Genomic DNA, 26,008 nt, shown 5'->3' with positions numbered 1-26,008 from the left:
TTTGCAAACGCTGCGGCCTATCACAAGCGGCGCTGCTATAGAAGCCTGATGATCCGCTCATTCGTGACTGTGTTGTCAGGAACACTGGCCTCTCGCCTGCTCGGCTTCGTCAGGGACGCACTGATGGCGGCGTTGCTGGGCGCCGGGCCGGTCGCGGATGCATTTCTTGCGGCGTTTCAGCTCGTCAACGTCGTCAGGCGATTGCTGACGGAAGGCGCGCTCAACGCCGCGCTGGTGCCGGCCTGGCTGCGATTATACCAACAAATTGGCCCAACGCAGGCGGCAGCTTTTGCCGGCCGCGTGCTCGGCACGGTCAGCGCCGGCCTGCTCGCGGCAACGTTCGCGCTCGCGGCCGTGATGCCGCTCGCGATGAGCGTGATCGCGCCCGGCTTTGCCGGTGAAGAGACGCTCACCTTGGCCGTGAATGATGCCAGGCTGATGCTGCCCTATCTCGCCTTCGCCGGCCCTTCGACCGTGCTGCTCGCGCTGTCGAGCGCGCAAGGACGCTTCGCGCTGGCGGCCTTCGCACCGCTGCTGTTCAACATGTCCTTGATCGCCGTGACGATTGTGCTGCTGGTGCAACATCCGGATCCCACGAACGCAGCGCTGCTGCTGGCCGGCACGATCGGCATCGCCGGATTGCTGCAGCTCGTGATGCTGGCGCGGCGCGGACGCGGCGTCAGCATCGCCTCGCCCGTGCGGGTCGTGTTGGACGCGGAGATGCGCGGCTTCTTCGGCAAGGCGCTGCCCGGGATGGTCGCGAGCGCCGGCCCACAACTGCTGGCCATCAGCGGCGCGATCATCGCGTCCGCCACGCCGTCGGCGGTATCATGGCTCTACTTCGCCAACCGCCTGATCGAGCTGCCGCTCGGCCTCGTCGGCGTCGCGATGGGCACGGTGCTGGTGCCGGAGCTGAGCCGCGCGTTGCACGCCAGCAACAAGGCGGCGCTGGCCGAGCTGCAATCGCGCGGCCTCGAGCTCACGATCGGGCTCGCGCTGCCCGCGACATTGGGACTGATGATCCTGACCGAGCCGATCGTTCGTTTGCTGTTCGAACATGGCGCCTTCACCGACGCCGATGCCGTGGCGACCGCGCGCGTGCTGACCTGGCTCGCGGCCGCATTGCCGGCGCAGGTGCTGACCAAGGCGTTGCAGCCCGCCTTCTTCGCGCGCGAGGACACGCAGACGCCGCTGCGCGCCACTCTGATCGGATGCGGCGCCGCGATCGCGCTGGCGTTCCTGCTCGGTCATTCCTTCGGCGCGAGCGGCATTGCCGCCGGCCTCGCGCTCGGCGCGTGGGCCAATGCCGCGGTGCTGATCCGGCGCGGCGCGGCGCGTTTCGGCTTTGCGATCCCGCCCGCGTCACGGCGCCGGCTGCCGCGCATCGCGCTCGCCGCGGCGGCAATGGGCGCCGCGCTGTGGAGCGCGGCCGCGCTGACCTTGGGCTCTCAGACCGGGCCCCACATCGGCGCGGCTGTGGTGTTGCTGACGCTGATCGGCGGCGCGGTGATCCTGTATGCCCTGCTGCTCCTGGCGCTCGGCGTCGTGAGCTGGCGGGAAACGGTCCGGGCGATCCGCCACAGGCCTGCCCCCGACTTGCACCTTTGAGGCGCTCGTGCCAAACGACGCACCAAATCCATCATCTGGAACACTGACCATGGCCTTCGTGGAACGGGTTTTCTCGGGCGTCCAGCCGACCGGCAACCTGCATCTCGGCAACTATCTCGGCGCGATCGTCAACTTCGTGAAGATGCAGGAGACGCACAACTGCATCTATTGCGTCGTCGACATGCACGCGATCACCATGCCGATCGACGTCTGGGGCGGCCCTGCCGAGCTCGCGCGCAACACCCGCGAGGTGACCGCGGCGTTCATCGCCGCCGGCATCGATCCGAAGAAGCACATCGTGTTCAACCAGAGCCAGGTCTCCGGCCATGCCGAGCTGGCCTGGATCTTCAACTGTGTCGCGCGGATCGGCTGGCTGAACCGCATGACCCAGTTCAAGGAGAAGGCCGGCAAGGACCGCGAGAACGCATCGGTCGGGCTCTACGACTATCCGGTGCTGATGGCGGCCGACATCCTGCTCTATCGTGCCACCCACGTTCCGGTCGGCGAGGACCAGAAGCAGCATCTCGAGCTTTCGCGCGACATCGCGCAGAAGTTCAACAATGATTTCGGCGATTCCATCCGCGCCCAGGGCTTCGGCGACGGGCTGTTTTTCCCCTTGCCCGAGCCGCTGATCACGGGGCCGGCGACGCGCGTGATGTCGCTGCGCGACGGCACCAAGAAGATGTCGAAGTCGGATGCGTCGGATTATTCGCGCATCAACCTGACCGACGATGCCGACACGATCGCGCAGAAGGTCCGCAAGGCCAAGACCGATCCCGAGCCGCTGCCAACCGAGGAGAAGGGCCTGGAGACGCGCCCCGAAGCCGACAACCTGGTCGGTATCTATGCCGCGCTGTCGAACCGCCACAAGGCCGACGTGCTGCGCGAGTTCGGCGGCGGCCAGTTCTCCAGCTTCAAGAGCGCGCTGGTCGAACTGTGCGTCACCAAGCTCGGTCCGATCGCCGCCGAGATGAAGCGTCTGACGGCCGATCCGGGCTATGTGGAGTCCGTGCTGGTCGATGGCGCCGAGCGCGCCCAGGCGATCGCCGCGGAGACGATGAAGACCGCCAGGGACATCGTCGGCTTCATCCGCAAGCACTGATGGAGAGCGGCGCAGGTTGCAAGCCGCCCTTTCGATGAACGGAAACGGCACGCCCCTCTCCCCAACGGAGATGGGTTGTGGCAGCATCGCTGGGTTCGAGCAGCAGCAGCAGGCGGGAACGCGATGGTGGTGCAGCGGCAGAGCTACCAGTCCGGCCATACGCCGAAATGCCTGGTCGTGGTCGACGACAGTGCAGAATGGGATCGCGCGGTCCGCTATGCCGGCCGCTGGGCGACCCGTGCCGGCGGCCGGATCGTGACGCTGCACGTCATCGAGACCGAGGATCAGAACCAGCAATGGCTGGGGGTTGCCGACCTGATGCGGGCCGAAGCCCAGGAAGACGCAAATGCCGCTCTCGACCAGGCGGCTACGCTCCTGTTTGCGATCGGTGCGATGGCACCGGAACGCGTCGTCCGGGAAGGCGATCCGACCACGCAGATCCTGGCCACGATCGAACACGACAGCGACATCGCGCTGCTGGTGCTCGCCGCCAATTCCGGCGCCGATGGCCCGGGACCGCTGGTGACCCACGTGACCAAGACGATCGGCGCGTTCCCGATCCCGCTCGTGATCGTCCCGGGTGACCTCGCGGACGCCGATATCGACGCTCTGTCATAGGGTTGCACAGCAAACCCCGGCGCGAGCCCCTTGATCGTGCGCGCGCCCTCGCCATCTGCTAAGAGAACCTCACAGGCCGGCCTTGAACCGGCGCTGCCGGAGAAAGCCATGTTCATCCAGACCGAAGCCACTCCCAATCCCGCCACCCTGAAATTCATCCCGGGCCGCAACGTGCTGCCGACTGGCACGATGGAGTTCGGCAGCCGCGACGCCGCCGCGCGCTCCCCGCTGGCCGAGCGCCTGTTCGCCGTCGATGGCGTCACCGGCGTGTTCTACGGCGCCGATTTCATCACCGTGACCAAGAGCGCCGGCGAATGGCAGCACCTGAAGCCCGCGATCCTCGGCGCGATCATGGAGCACTACATGTCGGGCGCGCCGCTGCTCGCCGATGGCAGCGCGGCCAATGACGAATCCGCCGACGAGGACGACGAGTTCTACGACGAGGCCGACAGCGAGACGGTCGGCATGATCAAGGACCTGATCGAGACGCGCGTCCGCCCGGCGGTGGCCAATGACGGCGGCGACATCACCTTCCGCGGCTTCAAGGAAGGCATCGTCTATCTCAACATGAAGGGCGCCTGCTCCGGCTGCCCGTCATCGACCGCGACCCTGCAGCACGGCATCCAGAACCTCCTGAAGCATTTCGTGCCCGAGGTGGTCGAAGTCCGCCCGATGTGAGGAGAGGCGAATAGGGAATGGCGAGTGGCGAATAGCGCGATCTGCCATTCGCTACTCGCGAGTTGCCCTCTTCTCACGCCGCCTTGCCGATGCCGGCCGCCTCGGCGGCTGCCTGGCGCATGCTCGACGACATCTCGTTGGCGACCGTGCTCTGTTCGCCGACCGCCTGCGACGTCGATGAGACATATTCGCTGACGTTCTGAATTGCGTTCTTGATGGCATCGAGCGCGCCGACGACATCAGACGAGATGCCGTTGAGATTGCCGATCTCGCTGCCGATCCGGTCGGTCGCCTGTTGGGCCTGGTTGGCCAGATTCTTCACCTCGCCGGCGACGACCGCAAAGCCGCGACCAGCCTCGCCCGCCCGGGCCGATTCGATGGTCGCGTTGAGTGCGAGCAGATTGATCTGGCCGGTGATCTGGCCGATCAGTTCGACGATGCTGCTCATGGCGCCCGCAGCCGCGGAGAGCCGCTGCGCCTGACGATCCGCCGCCTCGACGCGCGAGACCGCGGTCGTGGCGGTGTCCTTCGATTTTGCCATGGCGTCCGCGATCTGCTGCACCGAATTGTTGAGTTGCTCTGCGCCGGCCGCGACGTGCTCCATCATGCCGCGGACCTTTTCGCCCTTCATGCGGGTGATCACCTGCGCCGTGACGTCGGTGGCGAATTTCACGATCTTGTACGGCTTGCCATTGAGGTCGTTGATCGGATTGTAGCTCGCCTGGATCCAGACCTGACGGCCGCCCTTGCCGGCACGCTCGAACTCGCCCCTCTGGAACTCGCCGCGCTTCAGCGCGGCCCAGAAATCGCGGTACTCAGCCGTCTCGCTCGCGCCGGACGGCATGAACATGCGGTGATGCTTGCCCTTCACCTCGGCCAGCGTATAGCCGAGCGTCTTGAGGAAGTTCTCGTTGGCGTCGCGTACGATCCCATCCAGATCGAATTCGATGACGGCCTGGGACTTGCCGATCGCCGCGATCTGGCCGGCGAAATCGGCCGCGGTCAGTTTCGGCTGCGTGACGTCAGAGGCATATTTCACGACCTTGAACGGGGCTCCGGTGTCGTCGAGAATCGGATTGTAGGAGGCGAGGATCCAGACCTCCTTGTTGCCCTTGCCGCAGCGCTTGAACTCGCCTGAGCGGAATTCGCCGCGTTTGAGGCCGGCCCAGAAGTCCCGATAGGCCGCGCCGTCGCGCTCGTCCGGCGTCACGAACATGCTGTGGTGCCGGCCCTTCACCTCGGCCAGCGTATAGCCCATTGCATGCAGGAACTGATCATTGGCGTCGATGATGGTGCCGTCGAGATTGAACTCGATCACCGCCTGCACGCGGCCGATCGCCGCGAGCTTTCCGGCATCCTCGATGCTGTGCATCTTCTGTGCGGTCACGTCGGACGCGAATTTGATGATCTTGACCGGCCTGCCGCCGTCCAGCACCGGGTTGTAGCTGGCCTGAATCCAGATCGGCCGGTTGCCCTTGCCGAAGTGCTTGTATTCGCCGGAGCGAAACTTGCCGCCTCTCAGGTCGGCCCAGAAGGCGCGATATTCGGCGCTGTCACGCACGTCGGGGGCCACGAACATGGAGTGGTGCTTGCCCTGGATTTCGGCCAGCGCGTAGCCCATCGTGTCGAGGAAATTCTTGTTCGCGGTGACGATCGTGCCGTCGGTGCCGAACTCGACCACGGCCTGCGAGCGATTGATCGCATCAACCTGGGCCATTGCATCACGCGATGCGGAATTGCCTCGCCAAAACGACATGGAGAATCCTCTTCTCGGGACGGGGGCGGCGATCCCGCCGACGGACGGCGCGCATGTCCCCCTGAAACTACGGGACGGATAATTCCCACAGGCCCGGAAAGATTTGCTTAAATGGCTGCTAATTCAGTAGTTTAGCATATCGCTGGTTGCGCCTTGATGCGTTTTTCGCGATGAGGATGTAATGAAGGCGGTAACTAACTTTATCAAGGTACCACAAAAGCTATTGGCGCCACCTTCAATGCGAATCTGACCGGATGCTGATACTCGCCATCGATACCGCCCTCGACCATTGCGCGGCTGCCGTTCTGGACACCGATTCGGCCGCGATGCGCGCCCAGGAAACGCTTCCGATGCAGCGCGGCCACGCCGAGGCGCTCATGCCGCTGATTGCGCGCGTGATGCAGCAGTCAGGCGTCGGCTTCCACGAGCTCGACCGGATCGCGGTGACGACCGGTCCTGGCAGTTTCACCGGCCTGCGCGTCGGCCTCTCTGCGGCGCGCGGGATTGCACTGGCGGCGCACAAGCCGGTCGTCGGCGTCACCACGCTCTCCGCGTATGCGGCTCCGATCGTCAGTGAGGACGGCGCAAGCCCGGTCATATCGGCGATCGATGCCCGGCATGATCAGGTCTACTATCAGGTCGTGAGCGGTAGCGGCGACGAGCTGGTCGCGCCACGGGTCGCTGCGATCGACGACATGCTCACGGTCGCGCGCCTCGGCGCTCCGCATCTGGTCGGCAATGCGGCGTCCATCCTGGCCGCGCGATGGCCTGCCGACGCCGCCGCTCCGGTGGCGGTCGACACGCAGCCCGGTCCCGACATCGCGTGGGTCGCCTGGCTCGGGGCTGCGGCCGAACCGGCCCATGCGCCGGCCCGGCCGTTCTATCTGCGCGCTCCCGACGTGAAGCCGCCGGCCAACCTGCCGCTCGAACCGGCGCAGACGGCCGCCCGCTGATGAACATGTTCTTCCGGTGGCTGGGCCGCCACAAGCCCTCGTTGGAGGCGGCCTCGCTGCGCGACGCCGGACGGCTCGCCCAGATCCACGCCGCCTCGTTTCACCGCGGCTGGGGCGAAGGCGAGTTCGAGTCGATGCTGGCCGAGCGCAACACGATGGTTCATCGACTGCGAATAGGTCGCAAGATCATCGGCTTCATCGTCTCGCGCATCGGCGCCGACGAGGCCGAAATTTTGTCGGTCGCCCTTGACCCAAATCAGCGCGGCCGCGGCTTTTCTCGTGATCTGCTGCTGCTGCATCTCGGGCATTTGGCAGGCCGTGGGGTTCGGACGGTCTTTCTCGAAGTCGAAGAAAACAACCAGCCGGCCCGGCGACTCTATGAACGTGCCGGATTTGCGACCGTCGGCCGGCGGGAGCGCTATTACCTGCAGCCTGGCGGGGAACAGTTGAATGCGCTTCTGATGCGCCGGGACTTGTCGTAACATGCACTTGGTGGCAGAAAGCGCATCCTTGAGGCGAGACACAATGACCTCCTTAAAAACTACGCCAGCGCTCAATTCCTCCGGCATCGAGGCGCGCTGCGCCGCCACCGGCATGCGCATGACCGAGCAACGCCGGGTTATTGCCCGTGTGCTTGCGGAAGCCAGCGACCATCCCGACGTTGAAGAGCTCTATCGGCGCTGCGTCGCAGTCGACGACAAGATCTCGATTTCCACCGTCTATCGGACCGTGAAGCTGTTCGAGGATGCGGGCATCATCGAGCGCCACGATTTCCGCGAAGGCCGCGCCCGCTACGAGCAGATGCGCGACAGCCACCACGATCACCTGATCAACCTGCGCGACGGCAAGGTGATCGAGTTCACCTCGGAGGAAATCGAGAAGCTGCAGGCGGAGATCGCCCGCAAGCTCGGCTACAAGCTCGTCGACCACCGGCTCGAGCTGTATTGTGTGCCTCTCGACGAAGAGACGAATGGCTGACGCGACGCCTGGTTCGAACCTCGATCTCGTCATTTTCGATTGCGATGGCGTGCTGGTCGACAGCGAGGTGATCTCCTGTCAGGCCCATGCCGACGTGCTCAGCCTGTGTGGCTACCCGATCACCGCGGATGAGGTTTTCGATCGCTTCCTGGGCCGCTCGTCGAAACAGGCGACGTTGGAGGTCGAGGCGGAGCTCGGCCGCAGCCTGCCCGACGATTTCAATGCGCGGCTGCAGGACCGCCTGTTCCGCGCCTTCGAGCAGGACCTGCGGAGCATCGAGGGGATCACCGACGCGCTGGACTCCATCGACATCCCGGTCTGCGTCGCCTCCTCCGGCTCGCACCAGCGCATGCGCGTCAGCCTCGGCGCCACCCGGCTGTATGACCGTCTCGCCCCGCACATCTTCTCGTCCTCGCAGGTCGAGAACGGCAAGCCGGCCCCCGACCTGTTCCTGTTCGCCGCAGCACAGATGAAGGCCAGGCCTTGGGCCTGCGTCGTCGTCGAGGACAGCCCGGCCGGCATCCGAGGCGCCGCCGCCGCCGGTATGACCGTGCTCGGGTTCCACGGCGGCAGCCATTGCCGGCCGGACCATGCCGGCAGCCTGCAGGCCGCCGGCGCCACCCTGGTTTTCGACGATATGCGGCAATTGCCAGCAATTCTGAACCGGCTGGGTGAGAAAACGGGCCCGCTTGCTGGATTTTCGGCCGTCTAGCCTATATCTGAGCCCCGCGCCGAAATTGGCGCGCTCCCGACCGTACGCAAGGTTCATGACGCCGCCGCGCAAGCTGCACATCAAGTCCTATGGCTGCCAGATGAACGTCTACGATGCCCAGCGCATGGTGGACACGCTGGGAGCTGAGGGCTTCGTCGAGACTGCCGATGTCGGCGCCGCCGATCTGGTGATCCTCAACACCTGCCACATCCGCGAGAAGGCATCCGAAAAGGTCTATTCGGAGCTGGGGCGGCTGCGGGTCGCGAAAGAGGACGCCGCGAGGGCCGGCCGCACGATGCAGATTGCGGTCGCCGGCTGCGTAGCCCAGGCCGAAGGCCAGGAGATCATCGCACGCGCGCCGACAGTCGACATGGTGGTCGGCCCGCAGAGCTACCATCATCTGCCGGAGCTGCTGGCGCGCGCCGGCCGGGGCGAACGGGCAATCGAAACCGAGTTCCCGGCCGAGGACAAGTTCGCCGTCCTGGCCAAGCCCAGCCGTGAGGCTATCCGGGCCCGCGGCGTCTCGGCGTTCGTGACCGTGCAGGAGGGCTGTGACAAGTTCTGCACCTTCTGCGTGGTGCCGTACACGCGCGGCAGCGAAATGTCGCGCCCGGTCGCACGGATCGTCGACGAGGTCACTCAACTTACGGACAACGGCGTTCGCGAGATCACGCTGATCGGGCAGAACGTCAACGCCTATCATGGCGAGGGTCCGGACGGCCGCGCCTGGACGCTTGGTCGGCTCTTATACCGGATCGCCGAGATCCCCGGCGTGGCCCGCATCCGCTATTCGACCAGCCACCCCAACGACGTCGACGACAGCCTGATCGCCGCGCATCGCGATCTCGACGCGCTGATGCCGTTCGTGCATCTGCCGGTCCAATCCGGCTCGGACCGCATCCTTTCCGCGATGAACCGCAAGCACAGCGCGGCCGCCTACCGGACAGCCGTCGACCGGTTCCGTCACGTACGCCCGGAGATTGCGTTCTCCTCCGATTTCATCGTCGGGTTCCCCGGGGAGACCGAGGAAGATTTTCGCGCCACCCTCGCGCTCATCGACCAAATCGGCTACGCTGGCGCCTATTCGTTCAAATATTCGCCGCGACCGGGAACGCCGGCGGCGGACATGCAGGAGATGGTGTCAGCGACCGAGATGGACGAGCGATTGGAGCGGCTCCAGGCCTTGATCGACAGCCAGCAATCGGCCTTCAACAAGGCCGCGATTGGCACCGTCGTCGACGTGCTGTTCGAACGCGTGGCCCGGAAGCCGGGGCAGCTCGTGGGACGAACCGCCTATCTGCAGCCGGCGCACGTGATGGCGTCGGACGAGATCATCGGGCAGGTGATGCCGGTGAGGATCGACAGCCTCGAACGCTACAGCCTGCTCGGCGAGCTCGTGACAGCGACGCCGGTCAGCCGTTCCGCAGCCCCCCTTGCCACCGTCGGAGCCTGAGCCCTTGCCCAAGAGCGCATCGGATTCGCCTTCCCTCGCTCAAAACCGCAAGTTCGACCGCGAGACGTCGATGCCACCCGAGACGCAGGTTGTCATCGATTTCGACGACAATCGCGCGGTTTCGGCCCTTGTCGGTCCCTACGGACAGAACCTGGCGTTGGTGGAGCGCCGGCTCGGCGTCGTCGTCGATTCCCGCGGCAACCACATCACGATCGGCGGCTCCCGCGACGGCTGTGACGCCGCGCGGCGCGTGCTGGAATCGCTCTATGCCCAGGCGCTGCAGGGCCAGGACCTGGCCCAGGGTGACGTCGAAGGGGCGATCCGCGCCGTGGTCGCGCAAGGCTCGCTGTTCGAGTTCGATGCCAAGAACGCGAAGAACGCCTTCGAGAGCATCAACCTGCGCAAGCGCCCGGTGCGCGCCCGCACGGCCGCGCAGGATTCCTACATTCGCGCCTTGAAGCGCCATGAGCTGGTGTTCGGGATTGGACCGGCAGGAACCGGCAAGACCTGGCTTGCGGTCGCGCAGGCCGCCCAGCTGTTCGAGCGCAAGGAGGTCGATCGCATCATCCTGTCGCGCCCGGCGGTCGAGGCCGGCGAACGGCTCGGATTCCTGCCCGGCGATCTCCGGGAAAAGGTCGACCCGTATCTGCGTCCGATCTATGACGCGCTGTACGACCTGATGGACGCGCGCGTCGTCGAACGCGCGCTGCAGTCCGGCGAGATCGAGATCGCGCCGCTCGCCTTCATGCGCGGGCGCACGCTGACCAACGCCGCGATCATCCTCGACGAAGCCCAGAACACCACGTCCATGCAGATGAAGATGTTCCTGACTCGTCTCGGCGAGAACAGCCGCATGATCATCACGGGCGATCCGTCTCAGGTCGACCTGCCCAACGGGCAGACGTCCGGTTTGGCGGAGGCCGCCCGGCTGCTCGAGGGTGTCGAGGGGATCGCACAGGTCAAGTTCACCGGCGAAGATGTCATTCGCCACGAATTGGTGGCGCGCATCGTCGCTGCCTATGAAGGCCCGAAGGCCCGCTGACGCAAGAGCAAGCACGCCGATCGGCGCGCGATTGACCGCGCCATCCGCACAGATATCGACCAGGATGCCACAAAGTCCCATTCCAAGCACTGAGGTGATCGTCGCAGCCGACTGCTGGCAGGACCAGCCCGACGCCGAGGACGTCATACATCGCGCCATCATCGCAGCCGCGGAGATAGTCGAGGCCGACGTCGGCGAGGCCGAGATCGCCGTCATGCTGACGGACGACGCAGGCATCCGCACGCTCAACAGCAACTGGCGCGGCATCGACAAGCCGACCAACGTACTGTCGTTTCCCGCGCTGCAGCCCACCGGGCCGCGCAGCGAGGACGATGCGCCGCGTATGCTCGGCGATATCGCGATCGCCTATGAGACGATGCGGCGCGAGGCCGACGACGAACAGAAGCCGTTCGACCAGCATCTGAGCCATCTCACCGTGCACGGCTTCCTGCATCTGATCGGCTACGATCACGAGACCGAGGACGAGGCCGCGGAGATGGAGGCGCTGGAGACCGAGATCCTGGCACAACTGGGAATCCCTGATCCCTACGCCGAGCGGGAGCGGATGGATTGACCATGGCCGATTCCGAGCCGATCCACGACAATCCGCGCAACATGCGCAATCTGCCGGCCGTGGTGCCGCCGGCCGAGCTCGGACGCTCACCGAGCGAGAACTGGCTGTTGCGGGCGCTGCGCAACCTGTTCGGCTGGAAGGGCGCCGGGTCGGTGCGCGACGACCTGCAGGTCGTGCTCGACGCGTCGGCGCCCGACGACATCGGCTTCTCCGCGGTCGAGCGCACGCTGCTGCGCAACATCCTCGATCTGCACGAGCGACGCATCGCCGACGTCATGGTGCATCGCGCAGACATCGTCGCGGTCAGGCGTGACATTCCGCTCGGCGAGCTGATGAGCCTGTTCGAGAGCGCATCGCATTCCAGGCTCGTGGTCTACAACGACACGCTCGACGATCCCGAGGGCATGGTGCACATTCGCGACCTGCTGGCCTTCATGACCGCGCAGGCGCGCGTCCCCGAGGCCGTGAAGGCCAAGCGCAAGAAGCCGCTGCCCGCTGGCCTCGATCTCAAGACCGTCGATCTTTCGATGCCGCTGCTCGACGCCAGCATCATCCGCAAGCTGCTCTACGTGCCGCCGTCGATGCGCGCGATCGACCTGCTCGCGCAGATGCAGGCCTCGCGCATTCATCTGGCGCTCGTCGTCGACGAATATGGCGGCACCGACGGGCTGGTCTCGATGGAGGACATCGTCGAGCAGATCGTCGGCGAGATCGATGACGAGCACGACAGCGACGAGCCGCCGGCGATCATGCGGCAGGCCGACAACGCCTTCATCGCGGATGCCCGCGCCAGCCTCGATGACGTGCGCCGGGTGATCGGCGAGGATTTCGTGACCGGAGAGGCCGGTGAGGGCGTCGAGACGCTGGGCGGCTATCTCGTCAACCATGTCGGCCGGCTGCCGGTGCGCGGCGAACTGATCTCCGGTCCCGGCAATTTCGAGGTCGAGGTGCTGGACGCCGATCCGCGCCGGGTCAAGCGGCTGCGCATCGCGCCGCGCAAGGAGCGGCCCGTCCCGCGTCCGCCGCGCGAGGGCCGGCGCCGCGAGGCCTTGCCCGAGACCGGCGGCTCCATCGAGCCGCCGCGGACGGCGGATAGCGACCCGGCGCCGGGCGGTGAAGACAACAGCCCGCCACCACGTGACGGAGCCGGCTCACAGTGATCCGTCCGTCGACGATTCGCGGCCTCGCCCTTGGCGTCGTCCTGGCCTGGGGCTGGAAACGTGCCGCCATCGCGCTCGCCGCAGGTGCGCTGTCCTCGCTCGCGATGGCACCGTTCAATGCCTGGCCGGTGCTGATCGTCACCTTTCCGGCGGTGGTCTGGCTGATCGACGGCGCGGCCGCGGGCCGGCGGCGCGGCATTCCAGCGGCCGCGCTGACCGGCTTCTGCTTCGGCATGGGCTATTTCGTCCCGGGCCTGTACTGGATCGGCAACGCGTTCTTGGTCGATGCCCAGACGTTCGCCTGGCTGATGCCGTTCGCGGTGCTCGGGCTGCCGGCCTATCTGGCGCTGTTCCCTGCGCTCGGCTTCGCCTTGGCCCGGTTGATCTGGACGCGCGATGCAACCCGCATCCTGGCGCTGGCGGCCTGCCTGACGGCGAGCGAATGGCTGCGCGGCCATGCCTTGACCGGCTTCCCCTGGAACACGTTCGGTTATGCCCTGTCCCAGCCGCTTGCCCTGGCGCAGTCGACCTCGCTGATCGGGCTGTGGGGCATGACGTTCCTGGCGATCGCGATCTTCGCGAGCCCGGCGGTGCTGATCGACGGCAAGACCTGGCGCGACACCTGGCAGGCGCCGGCGGCGGCCGCCACCCTGCTCGTCCTGATGGGCGTGTTCGGCGCCATCCGGCTCGGTCTGCATCCGACGGCGCTGGTTGCCGACCTCAAGCTCCGGATCATGCAGCCGAACCTGCAGCAGGACGTCAAATTCAACTACGGCGCCAAGGCCGACGTGATGCGGCGCTATCTGGCGCTGTCTGACCGCGCCTCGGGTCCCCGCGCCACCGGGGTCCGGGACACCAATGTCCTGATCTGGCCGGAATCGGCGTTTCCGTTCTTTCTGGCCCGCGAGCCGGACGTGATGGCCCAGATCGCCGACCTGCTCTCGCCGGGCACGGTGCTGATCACCGGTTCGGTCCGCGCCCCGGGCGGGCCACGGAACGCACTCGTCACCCGCGCCTACAATTCGATCTATGTCATCGATCATGATGGCGCCGTGCTGTCCGTCTACGACAAGCTTCATCTGGTGCCGTTCGGCGAGTATCTGCCGTTCCAGGATTGGCTGGAACGGATCGGCCTCGAGCAGCTCACCCGGGTGCAAGGAGGCTTCATACCCGGCACCACCCGGCACAACCTGGACGTGCCACACGCACCGCGTGTTCTTCCTTTGATCTGCTACGAGGCGATTTTTCCGAGCGACAGCGCCGGAGAAGAGAGGCCCGGCTGGATCGTCAACCTAACGAATGATGGCTGGTTCGGCATTTCGACCGGTCCTCATCAGCATCTGCAGCAAGCGCAGTGGCGGGCGATCGAACAAGGCGTTCCATTAGTTCGATCAGCGAACACTGGAATCTCTGCGGTGATCGATCCTGTAGGGCGTATCATCGCGCAATTGCCGCTCGGCGCAGAGGGCGTGCTCGACGCAGCGCTGCCTGTTGCGTTGCAGCCGACCATCTATGCGCGGGCCGGCGATGTTCCTGCGGCGATCCTGTTAGTGATCGCCCTGAGCACCGTCGTTCGCAGACGTGTTGCTCAAAAGCTTCCCTGACACCCGCAAACCCTCGATTCTTTCCGGTTGCGTAAGATTTTTTTTGACAAGCAAAACCCCAAGTGTTGACAGATAGCGGCTGCAATTCGCATTGTCGCGCGGCAGCATGAGCCGCTCAGTTCTTTGCTCGGCCCGTCTTCGTTAGTACGACATGCGAGCATAAATTGACGGTGTGAGCGCCTGAGGCATACTGCGACCGCCTCGTTCCGGGGCCCCTGATTCTAAGGAGTTGAGAGATGTCGACGAAAGCGCCCAACCCTGTTGACAAGCATGTCGGCAGCCGGGTGCGGATGCGCCGTATCATGTTGGGCATGAGCCAGGAAAAACTCGGTGAGGCTCTCGGACTCACGTTCCAGCAGATACAGAAGTACGAAAAAGGCACCAATCGTGTCGGCGCCAGCCGGATTCAGCAGATATCAGAGGTCCTGCAGATCCCGGTCTCCTTCCTGTTTGAAGGGGTCCCGAGTGGCGGCATCAACGGCGAAACCTTCGGCGAAGGTGCTTCTCCGGCCTATGTGTCCGATTTTCTGGCAACCTCTGAAGGACTGGCGTTGACCCGCGCATTCACGCGGATCCACGATTCCAAGCTTCGCCGCAGCATCGTCGACCTGGTCGAGCAGATTGCTGATCGCGAAGCGCCGGAAGACGGCTAGCTGATGCGCCGGCGCTGACATTCCTATTGCGGCCACCTCTCATATGAATGTCAGCGCCTCGGGGGGCCATTAGCAGAGCAGGTTTTGCGAACGTCGCGCCGGGCACGCTGCGTTCCGCAAAACCAATGAGCCGATAGACAAGTGGGATCACGACCAATAGAGCGCGATGGCTCCCCTTCGGGAAACGCTGTCGCGCTCTAAATCGTTTTGTGCGCATGTGGCGCCCGGGAGCGGGCAGCACTCAGGCATGCGCCACGATGGGTGCACGACACAGCTCCGCGCCCGCTACCATTTAGTAACCATTGAGAACGACTTGCGAAGCCCATGACCACCACGACCGATCCGTTCGATAGTCGCACAATCCTCGAAGGCATCCGCCGATGGGTGGAGATCGAAACACCGACCGACGCGCCCGATCAGGTCAACCGGTTGGCCTCGCTGGTCGCCGACGGCTACCGCGGGCTCGACGCCACGATCGAGCGGATCGCCGGACGCGACGGCTGCGGCGATCATCTCGTGGTCCGCTCGTCGTGGGGACAGGACGAGCCGGGCATCCTGATCCTCAGCCATCTCGATACGGTGCACCCGATCGGCTTCATCGAGCGCCTGCCGTTTTCGATTGAAGGCGACGTCGCCTTCGGCCCGGGCATCTACGACATGAAGGGTGGCGCATACCTTGCTTATCACGCCTTCCGTCAGCTCTGCATCGCGGGCGAGCGATCACCGCTCGGCATTACTCATTTGTTCGTCTCGGACGAGGAGATCGGCAGTCCGACATCGCGCGCGCTGATCGAGGATGAAGGCCGCAAGGCCAAATACGTCCTGGTGACCGAGCCCGCGCGCGACGGTGGCAAGATCGTCACCGGACGCAAGGGCGTCGCACGCTTCGACGTGGCGATCCGCGGCGTTCCCGCCCATGCCGGCGCGCGTCCGCAAGACGGGCGTAGTGCGATCCGCGAACTCGCCAACGTGATCCACGCGCTTGAAGCGCTCAATGATCCCGAGCGCGGGATCACCGTGAATGTCGGCGTCGTCCGCGGCGGCACGCGCCCCAACGTGATCGCTGAGGAGGCCTATGCGGAGGTGGATGCGCGGCTGCCGACGCCGGCAGATGCCGAGGAGATTCTGCCCAAGATCCTGGGGCTGACCTCGCGCAGCGATGGCGTCACGGTCGAAGTCAGAGGCGAGGTGAACCGGCCGCCTTACGTGAAGGGCAACGCCGGGGCGGCGCTGTTCGAGCACGCGAGGTCACTTGCGGAAGAGCTCGGCTTCGAACTCACGGACACCTATACGGGCGGCGGCTCCGACGGCAATTTCACGGCGCCGTTCACCGCAACGCTCGACGGGCTCGGTGTCGACGGCAAGGGCGCGCATACGCATTACGAGCAGATGTACATCTCCTCGATCGAGCCGCGGACGCGGCTCCTTCACCGTCTCTATCAGACCCTGCGATGAGCGCCTCGATCACCATGCCCGTCGACGACGATCCCACCGACACCGAGGCTCAGCATCGTCAGGGCTCGTTCTTTGGCAGGCGCAAGGGACACAAGCTGCGGGCCCATCAGGCCGATCTGGTCGAGCATCTGCTGCCGCACCTCGCGCTCGATCTCTCTTGTCCTGCAGAGGCCACGCTTCCCGGGTTGTTCGATCCCTCGATCGACACGCTGCGGCTCGAGATCGGGTTCGGCGGCGGCGAACATCTGGCTGCTGAAGCGAAGGCGTTTCCGACGACGGGCTTCATCGGCTGCGAGCCTTATGTCAACGGCATGGCCAAGATCCTGGCTGCGATCGAGGCCGACAATATCGGCAACATCAAGCTGTTCGCCGGCGACGCCGCCGAGCTCCTCGCCTGGCTGCCGCCGCAATCGCTGCAGCGTATCGACCTGATCCATCCCGATCCCTGGCCGAAGCGGCGCCATTGGAAACGGCGCTTCGTGCAGGATGCGACCATCGCCGCGATGGCGCGCGTCCTCAAGCCAGATGGCGAATTCCGCTTCGTCAGCGACATCGCCGACTATTGCGCCTGGACCTTGTGGCATCTGTTGCGCGCACCAGAATTTGCCTGGACGGCCGAGCGCGCTGATGACTGGCGCCTCCCCTGGGCGGGCTACACGATGACACGCTACGGCCGGAAGGCCACGCGCGAAGGCCGCGTCGCGAACTACCTGATCTTCCGGCGGCGCTGACGCGACGCCAATGTCGAGTTGTCAGTGCCGCATCTCCCGGAAGGCGACGACGCGTTCGGCTGGCGACGGCGGCAGGGGCGCGTAGTTCACGCGGATCGCGTCGGGCATTCGTCGCGCGCGAGCGGGCAATCCACCGCGCGGGACGCCTTGACGAGGCACGACGAACGTTCGGCCAGATCGATCAGCAGGTGGCGACGGTCATGATACTTGCTCGGTGCACAACGCCACATACCTCCCTGCGCCCGAACGAAAGCTTATCGCTTCGGCGGACGGACGCATCCTCATTCAAGTTTAAGCGATCTTGGTGAATGAAGGGTTAGGCGACGCGCCGTCCAGCGGGAAGGAAGCGAGAACAAATAGACCGCCGGGCTTGCGGTGAATTTCAGGTTCCGCCCCCGTTTCGGCCGTTACGACCCTTGCCGTCAGGCCGCAAAGCCGCTATATGAGCGCCATCAGAAATCATCTCATATACGATCGCGTAGTGAGAGTGGGCCCTTCCGGACCCGCTCTTTTTTGTTACCCGGATCGCTCCGCCAAGGGCGCGAACGGTCCGGAACGCGATCGGACGAGCCGAACGACCCAAAGCAAGCAAGACGCGATCGACGCCTCGATGACGGAACCTACGTTCGCAACCGCCGACACCGACCTCCTGACCGAGCCCCGTCTCGTCATCGAGCCGGGCGCGGCGGCGCGCGTCGCGGCGGTGGCCGACCCGGTGCTGCAGGGAATGGGTTACCGCCTGGTGCGGATCCGCATCTCGGGCGAGGCCGGCTGCACGGTTCAGGTCATGGCGGAACGCCCCGACGGATCGATGCAGATCGAGGATTGCGAGGCCGTGTCGCGGGCGCTATCCCCGGTGCTCGACATCGCCGACCCGATCGAACGCGCCTACCGGCTCGAGATCTCGTCGCCGGGCATCGACAGGCCGCTGGTCCGCCGCTCCGATTTCCTCCGCCACGCCGGTCATCTGGTGAAGATCGAGATGGCGGTGGCGTATCAGAACCGCAAACGCTTCCGCGGCATCATCAAAGGCGTCGAAGGCGACGGCGTGCGGATCAGCCGCGATGACGTGGCAAAGGACCAGGAGCCTGATGTCGTGCTGCCGATGGCCGACATCGGCGACGCCAAGCTGGTGCTGACCGACGAGCTGATCGCCGAATCCATGCGCCGCGGCAAGGCGGCCGAGCGCGAGAAGAAGCGCGACCTCGGGCTGGCGCCGCCGCTGGCGCCGCACGCCAAGCCGGCGGCCCAGGCCAAGCCGGCCAAGCTCAAAGAAAAGCCGAAAGACAAGCAGCCGGCCAAGAAGCCGCTGCCGACCAATACCAAGAAACATCGCCTCGCCGCCGATCGCGTGCGCAGAGGCGAGATCGATCCTGATTAGAGGAGACTGAACCATGGCCGTCAGCGCCAACAGGCTGGAACTGCTGCAGATCGCCGACGCCGTTGCGCGCGAGAAGTCGATCGACCGCGGCATCGTGATCGCGGCCATGGAAGACGCGATCGCCAAGGCCGCCCGCGCCCGCTACGGCAGCGAGACCGACGTGCATGCCGAGATCGATCCCAAGAAGGGCGAGCTGCGGCTGTCGCGCCACATGCTGGTGGTCGAGAAGGTCGAGAACCCGTCCAACCAGATCTCGCTGGAGGACGCCCGCCGCGCCAATCCGGGCGCGCAGATCGGCGACACCATCGCCGATACGCTGCCGCCGCTGGAATACGGCCGCATCGCTGCGCAGTCGGCCAAGCAGGTCATCGTGCAGAAGGTGCGCGAGGCCGAGCGCGACCGTCAGTACCAGGAATTCAAGGACCGCATCGGCGACATCGTCAACGGCGTCGTCAAGCGTGTCGAATATGGCAGCGTCATCCTCGATCTCGGCCGCGGCGAGGCCATCATCCGCCGCGATGAGATGCTGCCGCGCGAGGTGTTCCGCAACGGCGACCGCGTCCGCGCCTATGTGTTCGACGTCCGCCGCGAGACCCGCGGCCCGCAGATCTTCCTGTCGCGCACCCATCCGCAGTTCATGGCCAAGCTGTTCGCGCAGGAAGTGCCGGAAATCTATGACGGCATCGTCGAGATCAAGGCGGTGGCCCGCGACCCCGGCTCGCGCGCCAAGATCGGCGTCGTGTCGCGCGACTCCTCGGTCGATCCGGTCGGCGCCTGCGTCGGCATGCGCGGCTCGCGCGTGCAGGCCGTGGTGAACGAGCTGCAGGGCGAGAAGATCGACATCATTCCCTGGTCGCCTGACATCGCGACCTTCGTGGTCAACGCGCTCGCGCCGGCCGAAGTCGCCAAGGTCGTCATCGACGAGGACCGCGAGCGGATCGAGGTCGTGGTGCCCGACACCAACAACCAGCTGTCGCTGGCGATCGGCCGCCGCGGCCAGAACGTCCGCCTCGCCTCGCAGCTGACCGGCTGGGACATCGACATCCTGACCGAGCAGGAGGAATCGGAGCGCCGCCAGGCCGATTTCGAGAACTCCACCCGCGTCTTCATGGAATCGCTGAACGTCGACGAAGTGGTCGGCCAATTGCTGGCCTCGGAAGGCTTCACCTCGGTCGAGGAACTCGCGATGGTCGATCTCAAGGATCTCGCCGGCATCGAGGGCTTCGACGAGGAAACCGCGACCGAGCTGCAGACCCGCGCCCAGGAATTCCTGGAGCAGCAGGAGGCCGAGCTCGAGGCCAAGCGCAAGGAGCTCGGCGTCGAAGACGCGGTGAAGGCCGTGCCCGGCGTGACCACCAAGATGCTGGTCAAGTTCGGCGAGAACGACATCAAGACCGTCGACGATCTCGCCGGCTGCGCCACCGACGATCTGGTCGGCTGGACCGAGCGCAAGGAGGGCGGCGAGTCCACCAAATTTCCGGGCATTCTCGACGGACTCGAGGTGTCCCGCGACGATGCCGAGGCGATGGTGATGCAGGCCCGCGTCAAGGCGGGTTGGATCAGCGAAGCCGATATCGCCAAGCCGGAGGTCGAAGCCGACGCCGAGGACGAAGCCGAAGGACAGCCGGCCTGACCCGATGTTTCGAACCCTGGACGCCGCAATGACCCCCGCCATGACACCACAAGCTTGAGATGAGGAGCTGCATCACCGCATGCTCGCTTTGGCCGACCCCGAGCTCGACAATGGACCGCGGACCGAGAAGTCCGCGACCATGCGCATGTGCGCGGTCAGCCGCGAGGTGCGGCCGATCGGCGAGCTGATCCGCTTCGTCGTCGGCCCGTCGGGCGAGGTCGTGCCCGACATCAAGCGCAAGCTGCCGGGCCGGGGATTGTGGATTTCGGCCTCACGCCAGGCGGTTGCAGAAGCGGTGCGGCGTCACCATTTCAGCCGTGGCTTCAAGGCGAACGTTCGCGTCCATCCGACACTTGCCGACGATCTGGAGGCCCTGCTGGCTCGCAGCGCGATCGAGGCGCTGGGAATCGCCGCCAAGGCCGGCCAGGTCGTGTCCGGATTCTCCAAGGTGGAAGCGGCGCTGTCGCAGCGCCAATCCCGGACCACGTTGGCCGCCCTCATCCATGCTTCAGACGGCGCGGCCGACGGCATCCGCAAGCTCGACGCGCTGGTGCGGCCAAATGACGGGGATCAGGGACCAGCCCCGACATTTCCGATCATCTGCTGTCTCACTTCGGCAGAATTGGATTTGGCACTTGGGCGCTCAAATGTGATACATGCTGCCGTGCTCGCGGGCCCGGCGAGCAGGACATTCCTGTCGCGCAGCCAGACACTGGTCCGATACCGGTCGGCCGACGCTGACAAGATTGCCGGAACCGCGGCCACGAAATCTGCTTCGACTTCGACGACATAGCTGACGATTGCACGAATGGGACGGTGCGGTAGCCCGCACGCTGTAACGAGATTAGGACGACTGAATGGCCGACAACAACACTCCGGGCGACAAGAAACTGAGTGTCCCGACCAAGACCTTGACGCTCAAGCCGCGCGTCGAGACAGGCACGGTACGCCAGAGCTTCCCACATGGCCGGAGCAAGCAGGTGGTGGTCGAGAAGCGCGGCAAGCGCCGGGCCGGTGATGGAGCGCCCGATGCGCCGCACGCACCGGAGCCGGTCGTCGCCAAGGCGCCGTCGCCCCCGCCGCCGAGCCCCCGCCCGTCCGGACCGCGTTCGTCCGGCTCGTCCCAGCGCGGCGGGTCCGGCGTCGTGCTGCGTACACTGACCGAGGACGAACGTTCGGCGCGCGCCAGCGCGCTCGCCGATGCGCGCGTCCGCGATGTCGAGGAACGCCGCCAGGCCGAGGAGGAAGCCCGCCGCCGCTCCGAGCGCGAAGCCTCCGAACGCGCCGAGCGCGAGGCTGCCGAGGCGCGCCGCAAGGCCGAGGAAGAGCGTCATCGCCACGAAGAGGAAGCCAAGCGCAAGGCCGAGCTCGAAGCCAAGAAGCGGTTCGGCGAAGGTGAGGCGCCACGTCCGGCCGCCGCCGCAGCGCCGCAGTCCTCCGGAGCTTCCGCCCGTCCGGCGTCGGCGCCGTCCCGTTCCCAGGGTGCCCCGTCCGGCGGCCGGCCGGCATCGGGCGCTCCCGGTGCGCGGCCAGGTGGCGCTCAGCCCGCCGGCGCCCGCACCGCAGCCTCCGCGAGGCCCGGCAGTCCAGTCGCCCGTGCGCCCGGCGTCGCCGCCGGTCCGGACGAGGATGACGGTCCGCGCCAGATCCGGCGCGGCCCGGGCGGCGTTGCCCGTCCGGTGATGGCACCGAAGACGACCCACAAGCCGGCGCCGCAGAAGCAGCGCGGCCGCCTGACCGTGGTCACCGCGCTCACGGCCGACGATGTGCGCGAGCGCTCGATCGCCTCGTTCCGCCGCCGCACCCAGCGCCTGAAGGGCCACGCTGCCAACGAGCAGAAGGAAAAGCTGATCCGCGAGGTGACGATTCCGGAAGCGATCACCATCCAGGAACTGGCGAACCGCATGTCGGAGCGCGCAGTCGACGTCATCCGCCTGCTGATGCGGCAGGGCGCGATGCACAAGATCACCGACGTGATCGACGCCGACACCGCGCAGCTGATCGCGGAGGAGTTGGGCCACACCGTCAAGCGCGTGGCGGCCTCGGACGTGGAAGAAGGCCTGTTCGATGTCGTCGACGATTCCGGCGATACCGAGCCGCGCTCCCCGGTCGTCACCGTGATGGGCCACGTCGATCACGGCAAGACCTCGCTGCTCGACGCGCTGCGCCACGCCAACGTGGTCTCGGGCGAAGCCGGCGGCATCACCCAGCACATCGGCGCCTATCAGGTCACGGCGCCCGATTCGGGCAAGAAGATCACCTTCATCGATACGCCCGGCCACGCCGCCTTCACCGCGATGCGCGCCCGCGGCGCCAAGGTCACCGACATCGTCGTGCTGGTGGTCGCCGCCGACGACGGCGTCATGCCGCAGACGATCGAGGCCATCAACCACGCCAAGGCGGCGAAGGTGCCGATGATCGTGGCGATCAACAAGATCGACAAGCCCGATGCGCGCCCCGAGCGGGTCCGCACCGAGCTGCTGCAGCACGAGGTTCAGGTCGAGTCGCTGGGCGGCGAGGTCGTCGACGTCGAGGTCTCCGCCAAGAACAAGACCAATCTCGACCGCCTGCTGGAAATGATCGCGCTGCAGGCCGACATCCTCGACCTCAAGACCAACTCGCATCGCCCGGCCGAGGGCACCGTGATCGAAGCCAAGCTCGATCGTGGCCGCGGTCCGGTGGCAACCGTGCTGGTTCAGCGCGGCACCCTCAAGGTCGGCGACATCATCGTGGCCGGCGCTGAAATGGGCCGCGTCCGCGCGCTGATCTCCGACCAGGGCGAGACCCTGACCGAGGCCGGACCTTCCGTGCCGGTCGAGGTGCTCGGCTTCAACGGCCCGCCGGAAGCCGGCGACCGCCTTGCGGTGGTCGAGAGCGAAGCCCGCGCCCGCCAGGTCACGAGCTATCGCGCCCATCAGAAGCGCGAGAATGCCGCCGCCAGCGTCTCCGGCATGCGCGGCTCGCTCGAGCAGATGATGTCGCAACTGAAGACAGCGGGTCGCAAGGAATTCCCGCTGGTCATCAAGGCCGACGTGCAGGGCTCGCTGGAAGCGATCCTGGGCTCGCTGGAGAAGCTCGGCACCGACGAGGTCGCCGCCCGCATCCTGCATGCCGGCGTCGGCGGCATCAGCGAATCCGACGTGACGCTCGCGGAAGGCTTCAACGCCGCGATCATCGGCTTCTCGGTGCGAGCCAACAAGGAAGCGGCCGCGCTGGCCAAGCGCAACGGCATCGAGATCCGCTACTACAACATCATCTACGACCTCGTGGATGACGTGAAGAAGGCGATGAGCGGCCTTTTGGCTCCCACGCTTCGCGAGACCATGCTCGGCAATGCGCAGATCCTGGAGGTGTTCAACATCTCCAAGGTCGGCAAGGTCGCGGGTTGTCGCGTCACCGACGGCACCGTGGAGCGCGGCGCCAATGTCCGCCTGATCCGCGACAACGTGGTGGTTCACGAAGGCAAGCTGTCGACCTTGAAGCGCTTCAAGGACGAAGTGAAGGAAGTCCAGTCGGGCCAGGAATGCGGCATGGCCTTCGAGAACTACGGCGACATGCGTGTCGGCGACGTCATCGAGTGTTATCGCGTGGAGACCATCCAGCGCTCGCTGTAAGTCCGAATCCTACAGAGCGCTGTCTTTTGATTGAGCTGCGAGCCCGTCCACGGACGGGTCTCGCAAGCCTCATTTGAACGAATCGAAGCGTCGTCGAACTCAACCAGAATGACCTCCATCACCCGTGCCACGCCGGGTGGTGACCCATTGGATTTTGAAACAATGCCTCGCCATCACCAGAGGGGAAGCTCGGCTTCCGGCGGTTCGCAGCGCCAGCTGCGCGTGGCCGAGACCGTGCGTCACGCTGTCGCCGACATTCTCAGCCAAGGTAGCGTGCATGATCCGGACCTGGAGGGACACATCATTACGGTGCCCGAAGTCCGCATGTCGCCCGACCTGAAGCTCGCCACCATCTACATCATGCCGCTCGGCGGACAGGACACGGACGTGGTGCTCACTGCGCTGGAGCGCAACAAGAAGTTCCTGCGCGGCGACATCGCGCGGCGCGTTAACCTGAAATTTGCACCTGACATCCGCTTCCGCGTCGACGAGCGATTCGACGAAGCGGAACGGATCGAGAAATTACTGCGAACACCCGCGGTGCAGAGAGACCTCAATTCGGATTCGGAAGAGAGCTGATGACCATCCCCCCCGAAACCGGCACTGTCGATGCGCTGAGCGCCGAAACGACCGCCGTCAAGACGATCCACTCTGCCGACGCCCGCCCGCCGCGCGACAACAACGATCCGCGCAACAACAAGCAGCGCCAAGGAAACGGTCAGGGCAACCAGCCGCGCCGCGATCGTCGCGACATCCATGGCTGGGTCGTGCTCGACAAGCCGATCGGCATGACCTCGACGCAGGCCGTCGCGGTCGCCAAGCGCCTGTTCCAGGCCAAGCGCGCCGGCCACGCCGGCACGCTCGATCCGCTCGCGTCGGGCGGTCTTCCCATTGCGCTCGGCGAAGCCACCAAGACCGTTCCGTTCGTGATGGACGGCCGCAAGCGCTACCGTTTCACGGTGTGCTGGGGCGAGGAGCGCGATACCGACGACACCGAGGGTCGTGTCGTCGAGACCAGCACGCAGCGGCCGGACGTCGAGGCGATTCGCGCCCTGCTGCCGCAATTTACCGGCCGGATCGAGCAGACTCCGCCGCGCTATTCCGCGATCAAGATCCAGGGCGAGCGCGCCTACGACCTCGCCCGCGACGGCGAGGTCGTCGAACTGGCACCCCGGCCGGTCGAAATCCACGAGCTGACCCTCGTCGACCAGCCGGATCCGTCGCATTCGGTCTTCGAGGCCGAATGCGGCAAGGGAACCTATGTGCGGGCGCTCGCCCGTGACATGGGCCGAATCCTCGGCTGTTACGGCCATATCAGCGCGCTCCGGCGGACCCTGGTGGGTCCGTTTACCGAGAACGACATGATTCCGCTGGAACAATTGGAGGCTTTGTGCAATAGAGCCGCGTCCGGCGAGGGTAGCCTCGCCGACGCACTTTTGCCCGTTGAGACCGCGCTGGACGACATCCCGGCACTGGCCGTCACACGGGCTGATGCGGCAAGGCTCCATCGGGGCCAGGCCGTTTTGTTGCGCGGACGGGATGCGCCCCAAAGTAGCGGCACAGTCTATGTCACGGTCGCAGGCCGCCTTCTGGCGCTTGCCGAAATTGGCAATGGCGAACTCATCCCCAAGCGCGTGTTCAACCTGACCGGACTGACTGCCAGCTCCGGTCGCAACGAAAGAGACTGACGATGTCGGTTACCGCAGAGCGCAAAGCGGAAATCATCAAGGCAAGTGCGACCAAGGCCGGCGACACCGGCTCTCCCGAGGTCCAGGTTGCGATCCTGTCGGAACGCATCAACAACCTGACCGGCCATTTCAAGACCCACGGCAAGGACAACCACTCCCGCCGCGGCCTCCTGAAGCTGGTCTCGACCCGCCGTTCGCTGCTCGACTATCTGAAGAAGAACGACGAGGCGCGCTACAAGGCGCTGCTCGAGAAGCACAACATTCGCCGTTGAGCTTTTGATCGGAATGAGCGCGCGCGATTTGGCGCGCGTTATCGACAGGGTCCCGAGAATGCCGCCGCGCGGCGTTCGCGGGTCCGTGATCATATAGTCTGGCAGGAATCCGGAAAGAAGCGGATACGCTTTTCGGCCGATCTCGCCCAGACTGTGCAGTACGCCTCAGCAGCAATCCGGCCGCTGGGCGTCACGGGCAAGAGCCCGTACGACGAGAAGGATGGACGCCATCCGAAATAAGAAAACCATGGCAGGATCGCAGGGCGCTGATCGCAATCCAGCGTCCTGCCATCTTGCGCATGGTTTTTTTGTTTCTGGGGGTCTTCCTTCGATCATCTCATGA

General features: G+C 65.6%; 24 protein-coding genes. 23 read left to right on the top strand and 1 reads right to left on the bottom strand.

Going from position 1 to position 26,008, the window contains the following annotated elements:
- Nucleotides 1-48: 48 nt before the first annotated feature.
- The 4 genes from murJ to LQG66_RS23510 all read left to right on the top strand — a co-directional run bounded on the left by murJ (nucleotide 49) and on the right by LQG66_RS23510 (nucleotide 4,006).
- Nucleotides 49-1,608 carry a murein biosynthesis integral membrane protein MurJ gene (gene murJ / locus LQG66_RS23525; RefSeq protein WP_231318047.1) on the top strand — a complete coding sequence of 520 codons (1,560 nt, stop codon included), beginning with the start codon at nucleotides 49-51 and terminating at the stop codon, nucleotides 1,606-1,608.
- A 49-nt stretch (nucleotides 1,609-1,657) separates the two neighbouring features.
- Complete coding sequence (gene trpS / locus LQG66_RS23520) at nucleotides 1,658-2,710, top strand: tryptophan--tRNA ligase (protein WP_231318046.1); 1,053 nt, start codon at nucleotides 1,658-1,660, stop codon at nucleotides 2,708-2,710.
- Nucleotides 2,711-2,833: 123 nt separating this feature from the next.
- Entirely contained in the window at nucleotides 2,834-3,328 is a 495-nt protein-coding gene (locus tag LQG66_RS23515) for a universal stress protein (protein WP_231318045.1), read from the top strand.
- Nucleotides 3,329-3,436: 108 nt separating this feature from the next.
- On the top strand, nucleotides 3,437-4,006 hold the full coding sequence (locus LQG66_RS23510) for a NifU family protein (RefSeq protein WP_231318044.1): 570 nt from the start codon (nucleotides 3,437-3,439) through the stop codon (nucleotides 4,004-4,006).
- Between the two features lie 73 nt (nucleotides 4,007-4,079).
- Here the strand turns inward: LQG66_RS23510 and LQG66_RS23505 are convergent, their stop codons facing one another.
- Nucleotides 4,080-5,762: a methyl-accepting chemotaxis protein gene (locus LQG66_RS23505; protein ID WP_231318043.1), complete on the bottom strand. Its 1,683-nt coding sequence runs from the start codon at nucleotides 5,760-5,762 to the stop codon at nucleotides 4,080-4,082.
- Between the two features lie 254 nt (nucleotides 5,763-6,016).
- On the opposite strand from LQG66_RS23505, the gene tsaB reads away from it, so the two are divergent.
- The 19 genes from tsaB (at nucleotide 6,017) to rpsO (ending at nucleotide 25,665) form a co-directional block, all read left to right on the top strand.
- On the top strand, nucleotides 6,017-6,715 hold the full coding sequence (gene tsaB, locus LQG66_RS23500) for a tRNA (adenosine(37)-N6)-threonylcarbamoyltransferase complex dimerization subunit type 1 TsaB (RefSeq protein ID WP_231318042.1): 699 nt from the start codon (nucleotides 6,017-6,019) through the stop codon (nucleotides 6,713-6,715).
- Entirely contained in the window at nucleotides 6,715-7,197 is a 483-nt protein-coding gene (rimI, locus tag LQG66_RS23495) for a ribosomal protein S18-alanine N-acetyltransferase (protein ID WP_231318041.1), read from the top strand. Before tsaB ends, rimI begins: the two co-directional genes overlap by 1 nt.
- Before the next feature lie 43 nt (nucleotides 7,198-7,240).
- Nucleotides 7,241-7,693: a Fur family transcriptional regulator gene (locus LQG66_RS23490; RefSeq protein ID WP_231318040.1), complete on the top strand. Its 453-nt coding sequence runs from the start codon at nucleotides 7,241-7,243 to the stop codon at nucleotides 7,691-7,693.
- Nucleotides 7,686-8,405, top strand: a complete 720-nt coding sequence (locus tag LQG66_RS23485; RefSeq protein ID WP_231318039.1) for an HAD family hydrolase — start codon at nucleotides 7,686-7,688, stop codon at nucleotides 8,403-8,405. The genes LQG66_RS23490 and LQG66_RS23485 overlap by 8 nt, the downstream gene beginning before the upstream one ends.
- Nucleotides 8,406-8,460: 55 nt before the next feature.
- The gene (gene miaB, locus LQG66_RS23480; protein WP_231318038.1) at nucleotides 8,461-9,858 is read left to right on the top strand and encodes a tRNA (N6-isopentenyl adenosine(37)-C2)-methylthiotransferase MiaB; all 1,398 of its coding nucleotides are present in this window, start codon (nucleotides 8,461-8,463) and stop codon (nucleotides 9,856-9,858) included.
- Nucleotides 9,859-9,862: 4 nt separating this feature from the next.
- Nucleotides 9,863-10,900, top strand: a complete 1,038-nt coding sequence (locus LQG66_RS23475; RefSeq protein WP_231318037.1) for a PhoH family protein — start codon at nucleotides 9,863-9,865, stop codon at nucleotides 10,898-10,900.
- Between the two features lie 64 nt (nucleotides 10,901-10,964).
- Complete coding sequence (ybeY, locus tag LQG66_RS23470) at nucleotides 10,965-11,474, top strand: rRNA maturation RNase YbeY (RefSeq protein WP_231318036.1); 510 nt, start codon at nucleotides 10,965-10,967, stop codon at nucleotides 11,472-11,474.
- A gap of 2 nt (nucleotides 11,475-11,476) precedes the next feature.
- Entirely contained in the window at nucleotides 11,477-12,634 is a 1,158-nt protein-coding gene (locus tag LQG66_RS23465; RefSeq protein WP_231318035.1) for a hemolysin family protein, read from the top strand.
- The gene (lnt, locus tag LQG66_RS23460; protein ID WP_231318034.1) at nucleotides 12,631-14,238 is read left to right on the top strand and encodes an apolipoprotein N-acyltransferase; all 1,608 of its coding nucleotides are present in this window, start codon (nucleotides 12,631-12,633) and stop codon (nucleotides 14,236-14,238) included. Before LQG66_RS23465 ends, lnt begins: the two co-directional genes overlap by 4 nt.
- A gap of 236 nt (nucleotides 14,239-14,474) precedes the next feature.
- On the top strand, nucleotides 14,475-14,891 hold the full coding sequence (locus LQG66_RS23455) for a helix-turn-helix domain-containing protein (protein WP_231318033.1): 417 nt from the start codon (nucleotides 14,475-14,477) through the stop codon (nucleotides 14,889-14,891).
- Between the two features lie 324 nt (nucleotides 14,892-15,215).
- On the top strand, nucleotides 15,216-16,346 hold the full coding sequence (locus tag LQG66_RS23450; RefSeq protein WP_231318032.1) for a M20 family metallopeptidase: 1,131 nt from the start codon (nucleotides 15,216-15,218) through the stop codon (nucleotides 16,344-16,346).
- Nucleotides 16,343-17,077, top strand: coding sequence for a tRNA (guanine(46)-N(7))-methyltransferase TrmB (locus tag LQG66_RS23445; RefSeq protein WP_231318031.1), 735 nt, complete (start codon nucleotides 16,343-16,345; stop codon nucleotides 17,075-17,077). The genes LQG66_RS23450 and LQG66_RS23445 overlap by 4 nt, the downstream gene beginning before the upstream one ends.
- A gap of 610 nt (nucleotides 17,078-17,687) precedes the next feature.
- On the top strand, nucleotides 17,688-18,458 hold the full coding sequence (gene rimP / locus LQG66_RS23440) for a ribosome maturation factor RimP (RefSeq protein ID WP_231318030.1): 771 nt from the start codon (nucleotides 17,688-17,690) through the stop codon (nucleotides 18,456-18,458).
- Nucleotides 18,459-18,471: 13 nt separating this feature from the next.
- On the top strand, nucleotides 18,472-20,091 hold the full coding sequence (nusA, locus tag LQG66_RS23435) for a transcription termination factor NusA (protein ID WP_231318029.1): 1,620 nt from the start codon (nucleotides 18,472-18,474) through the stop codon (nucleotides 20,089-20,091).
- 79 nt (nucleotides 20,092-20,170) lie between these two features.
- Nucleotides 20,171-20,884, top strand: a complete 714-nt coding sequence (locus LQG66_RS23430; RefSeq protein ID WP_231318028.1) for an RNA-binding protein — start codon at nucleotides 20,171-20,173, stop codon at nucleotides 20,882-20,884.
- Nucleotides 20,885-20,948: 64 nt separating this feature from the next.
- Nucleotides 20,949-23,705, top strand: a complete 2,757-nt coding sequence (infB, locus tag LQG66_RS23425) for a translation initiation factor IF-2 (protein WP_231318027.1) — start codon at nucleotides 20,949-20,951, stop codon at nucleotides 23,703-23,705.
- 162 nt (nucleotides 23,706-23,867) lie between these two features.
- Nucleotides 23,868-24,284 carry a 30S ribosome-binding factor RbfA gene (gene rbfA, locus LQG66_RS23420; protein ID WP_231327908.1) on the top strand — a complete coding sequence of 139 codons (417 nt, stop codon included), beginning with the start codon at nucleotides 23,868-23,870 and terminating at the stop codon, nucleotides 24,282-24,284.
- Nucleotides 24,284-25,393 (top strand): tRNA pseudouridine(55) synthase TruB, encoded by a 1,110-nt coding sequence (gene truB / locus LQG66_RS23415; protein ID WP_231318026.1) that lies wholly within the window; start codon nucleotides 24,284-24,286, stop codon nucleotides 25,391-25,393. Before rbfA ends, truB begins: the two co-directional genes overlap by 1 nt.
- 2 nt (nucleotides 25,394-25,395) lie before the next feature.
- Nucleotides 25,396-25,665 carry a 30S ribosomal protein S15 gene (rpsO, locus tag LQG66_RS23410; protein WP_231318025.1) on the top strand — a complete coding sequence of 90 codons (270 nt, stop codon included), beginning with the start codon at nucleotides 25,396-25,398 and terminating at the stop codon, nucleotides 25,663-25,665.
- Nucleotides 25,666-26,008 lie beyond the last annotated feature (343 nt).

It is taken from the genome of Bradyrhizobium ontarionense (assembly GCF_021088345.1).
Classification (GTDB): domain Bacteria; phylum Pseudomonadota; class Alphaproteobacteria; order Rhizobiales; family Xanthobacteraceae; genus Bradyrhizobium; species Bradyrhizobium ontarionense.
The sequence above is the reverse complement of the archived record's forward strand: the minus strand, read 5'-3'. Positions and strand labels throughout refer to the sequence as shown.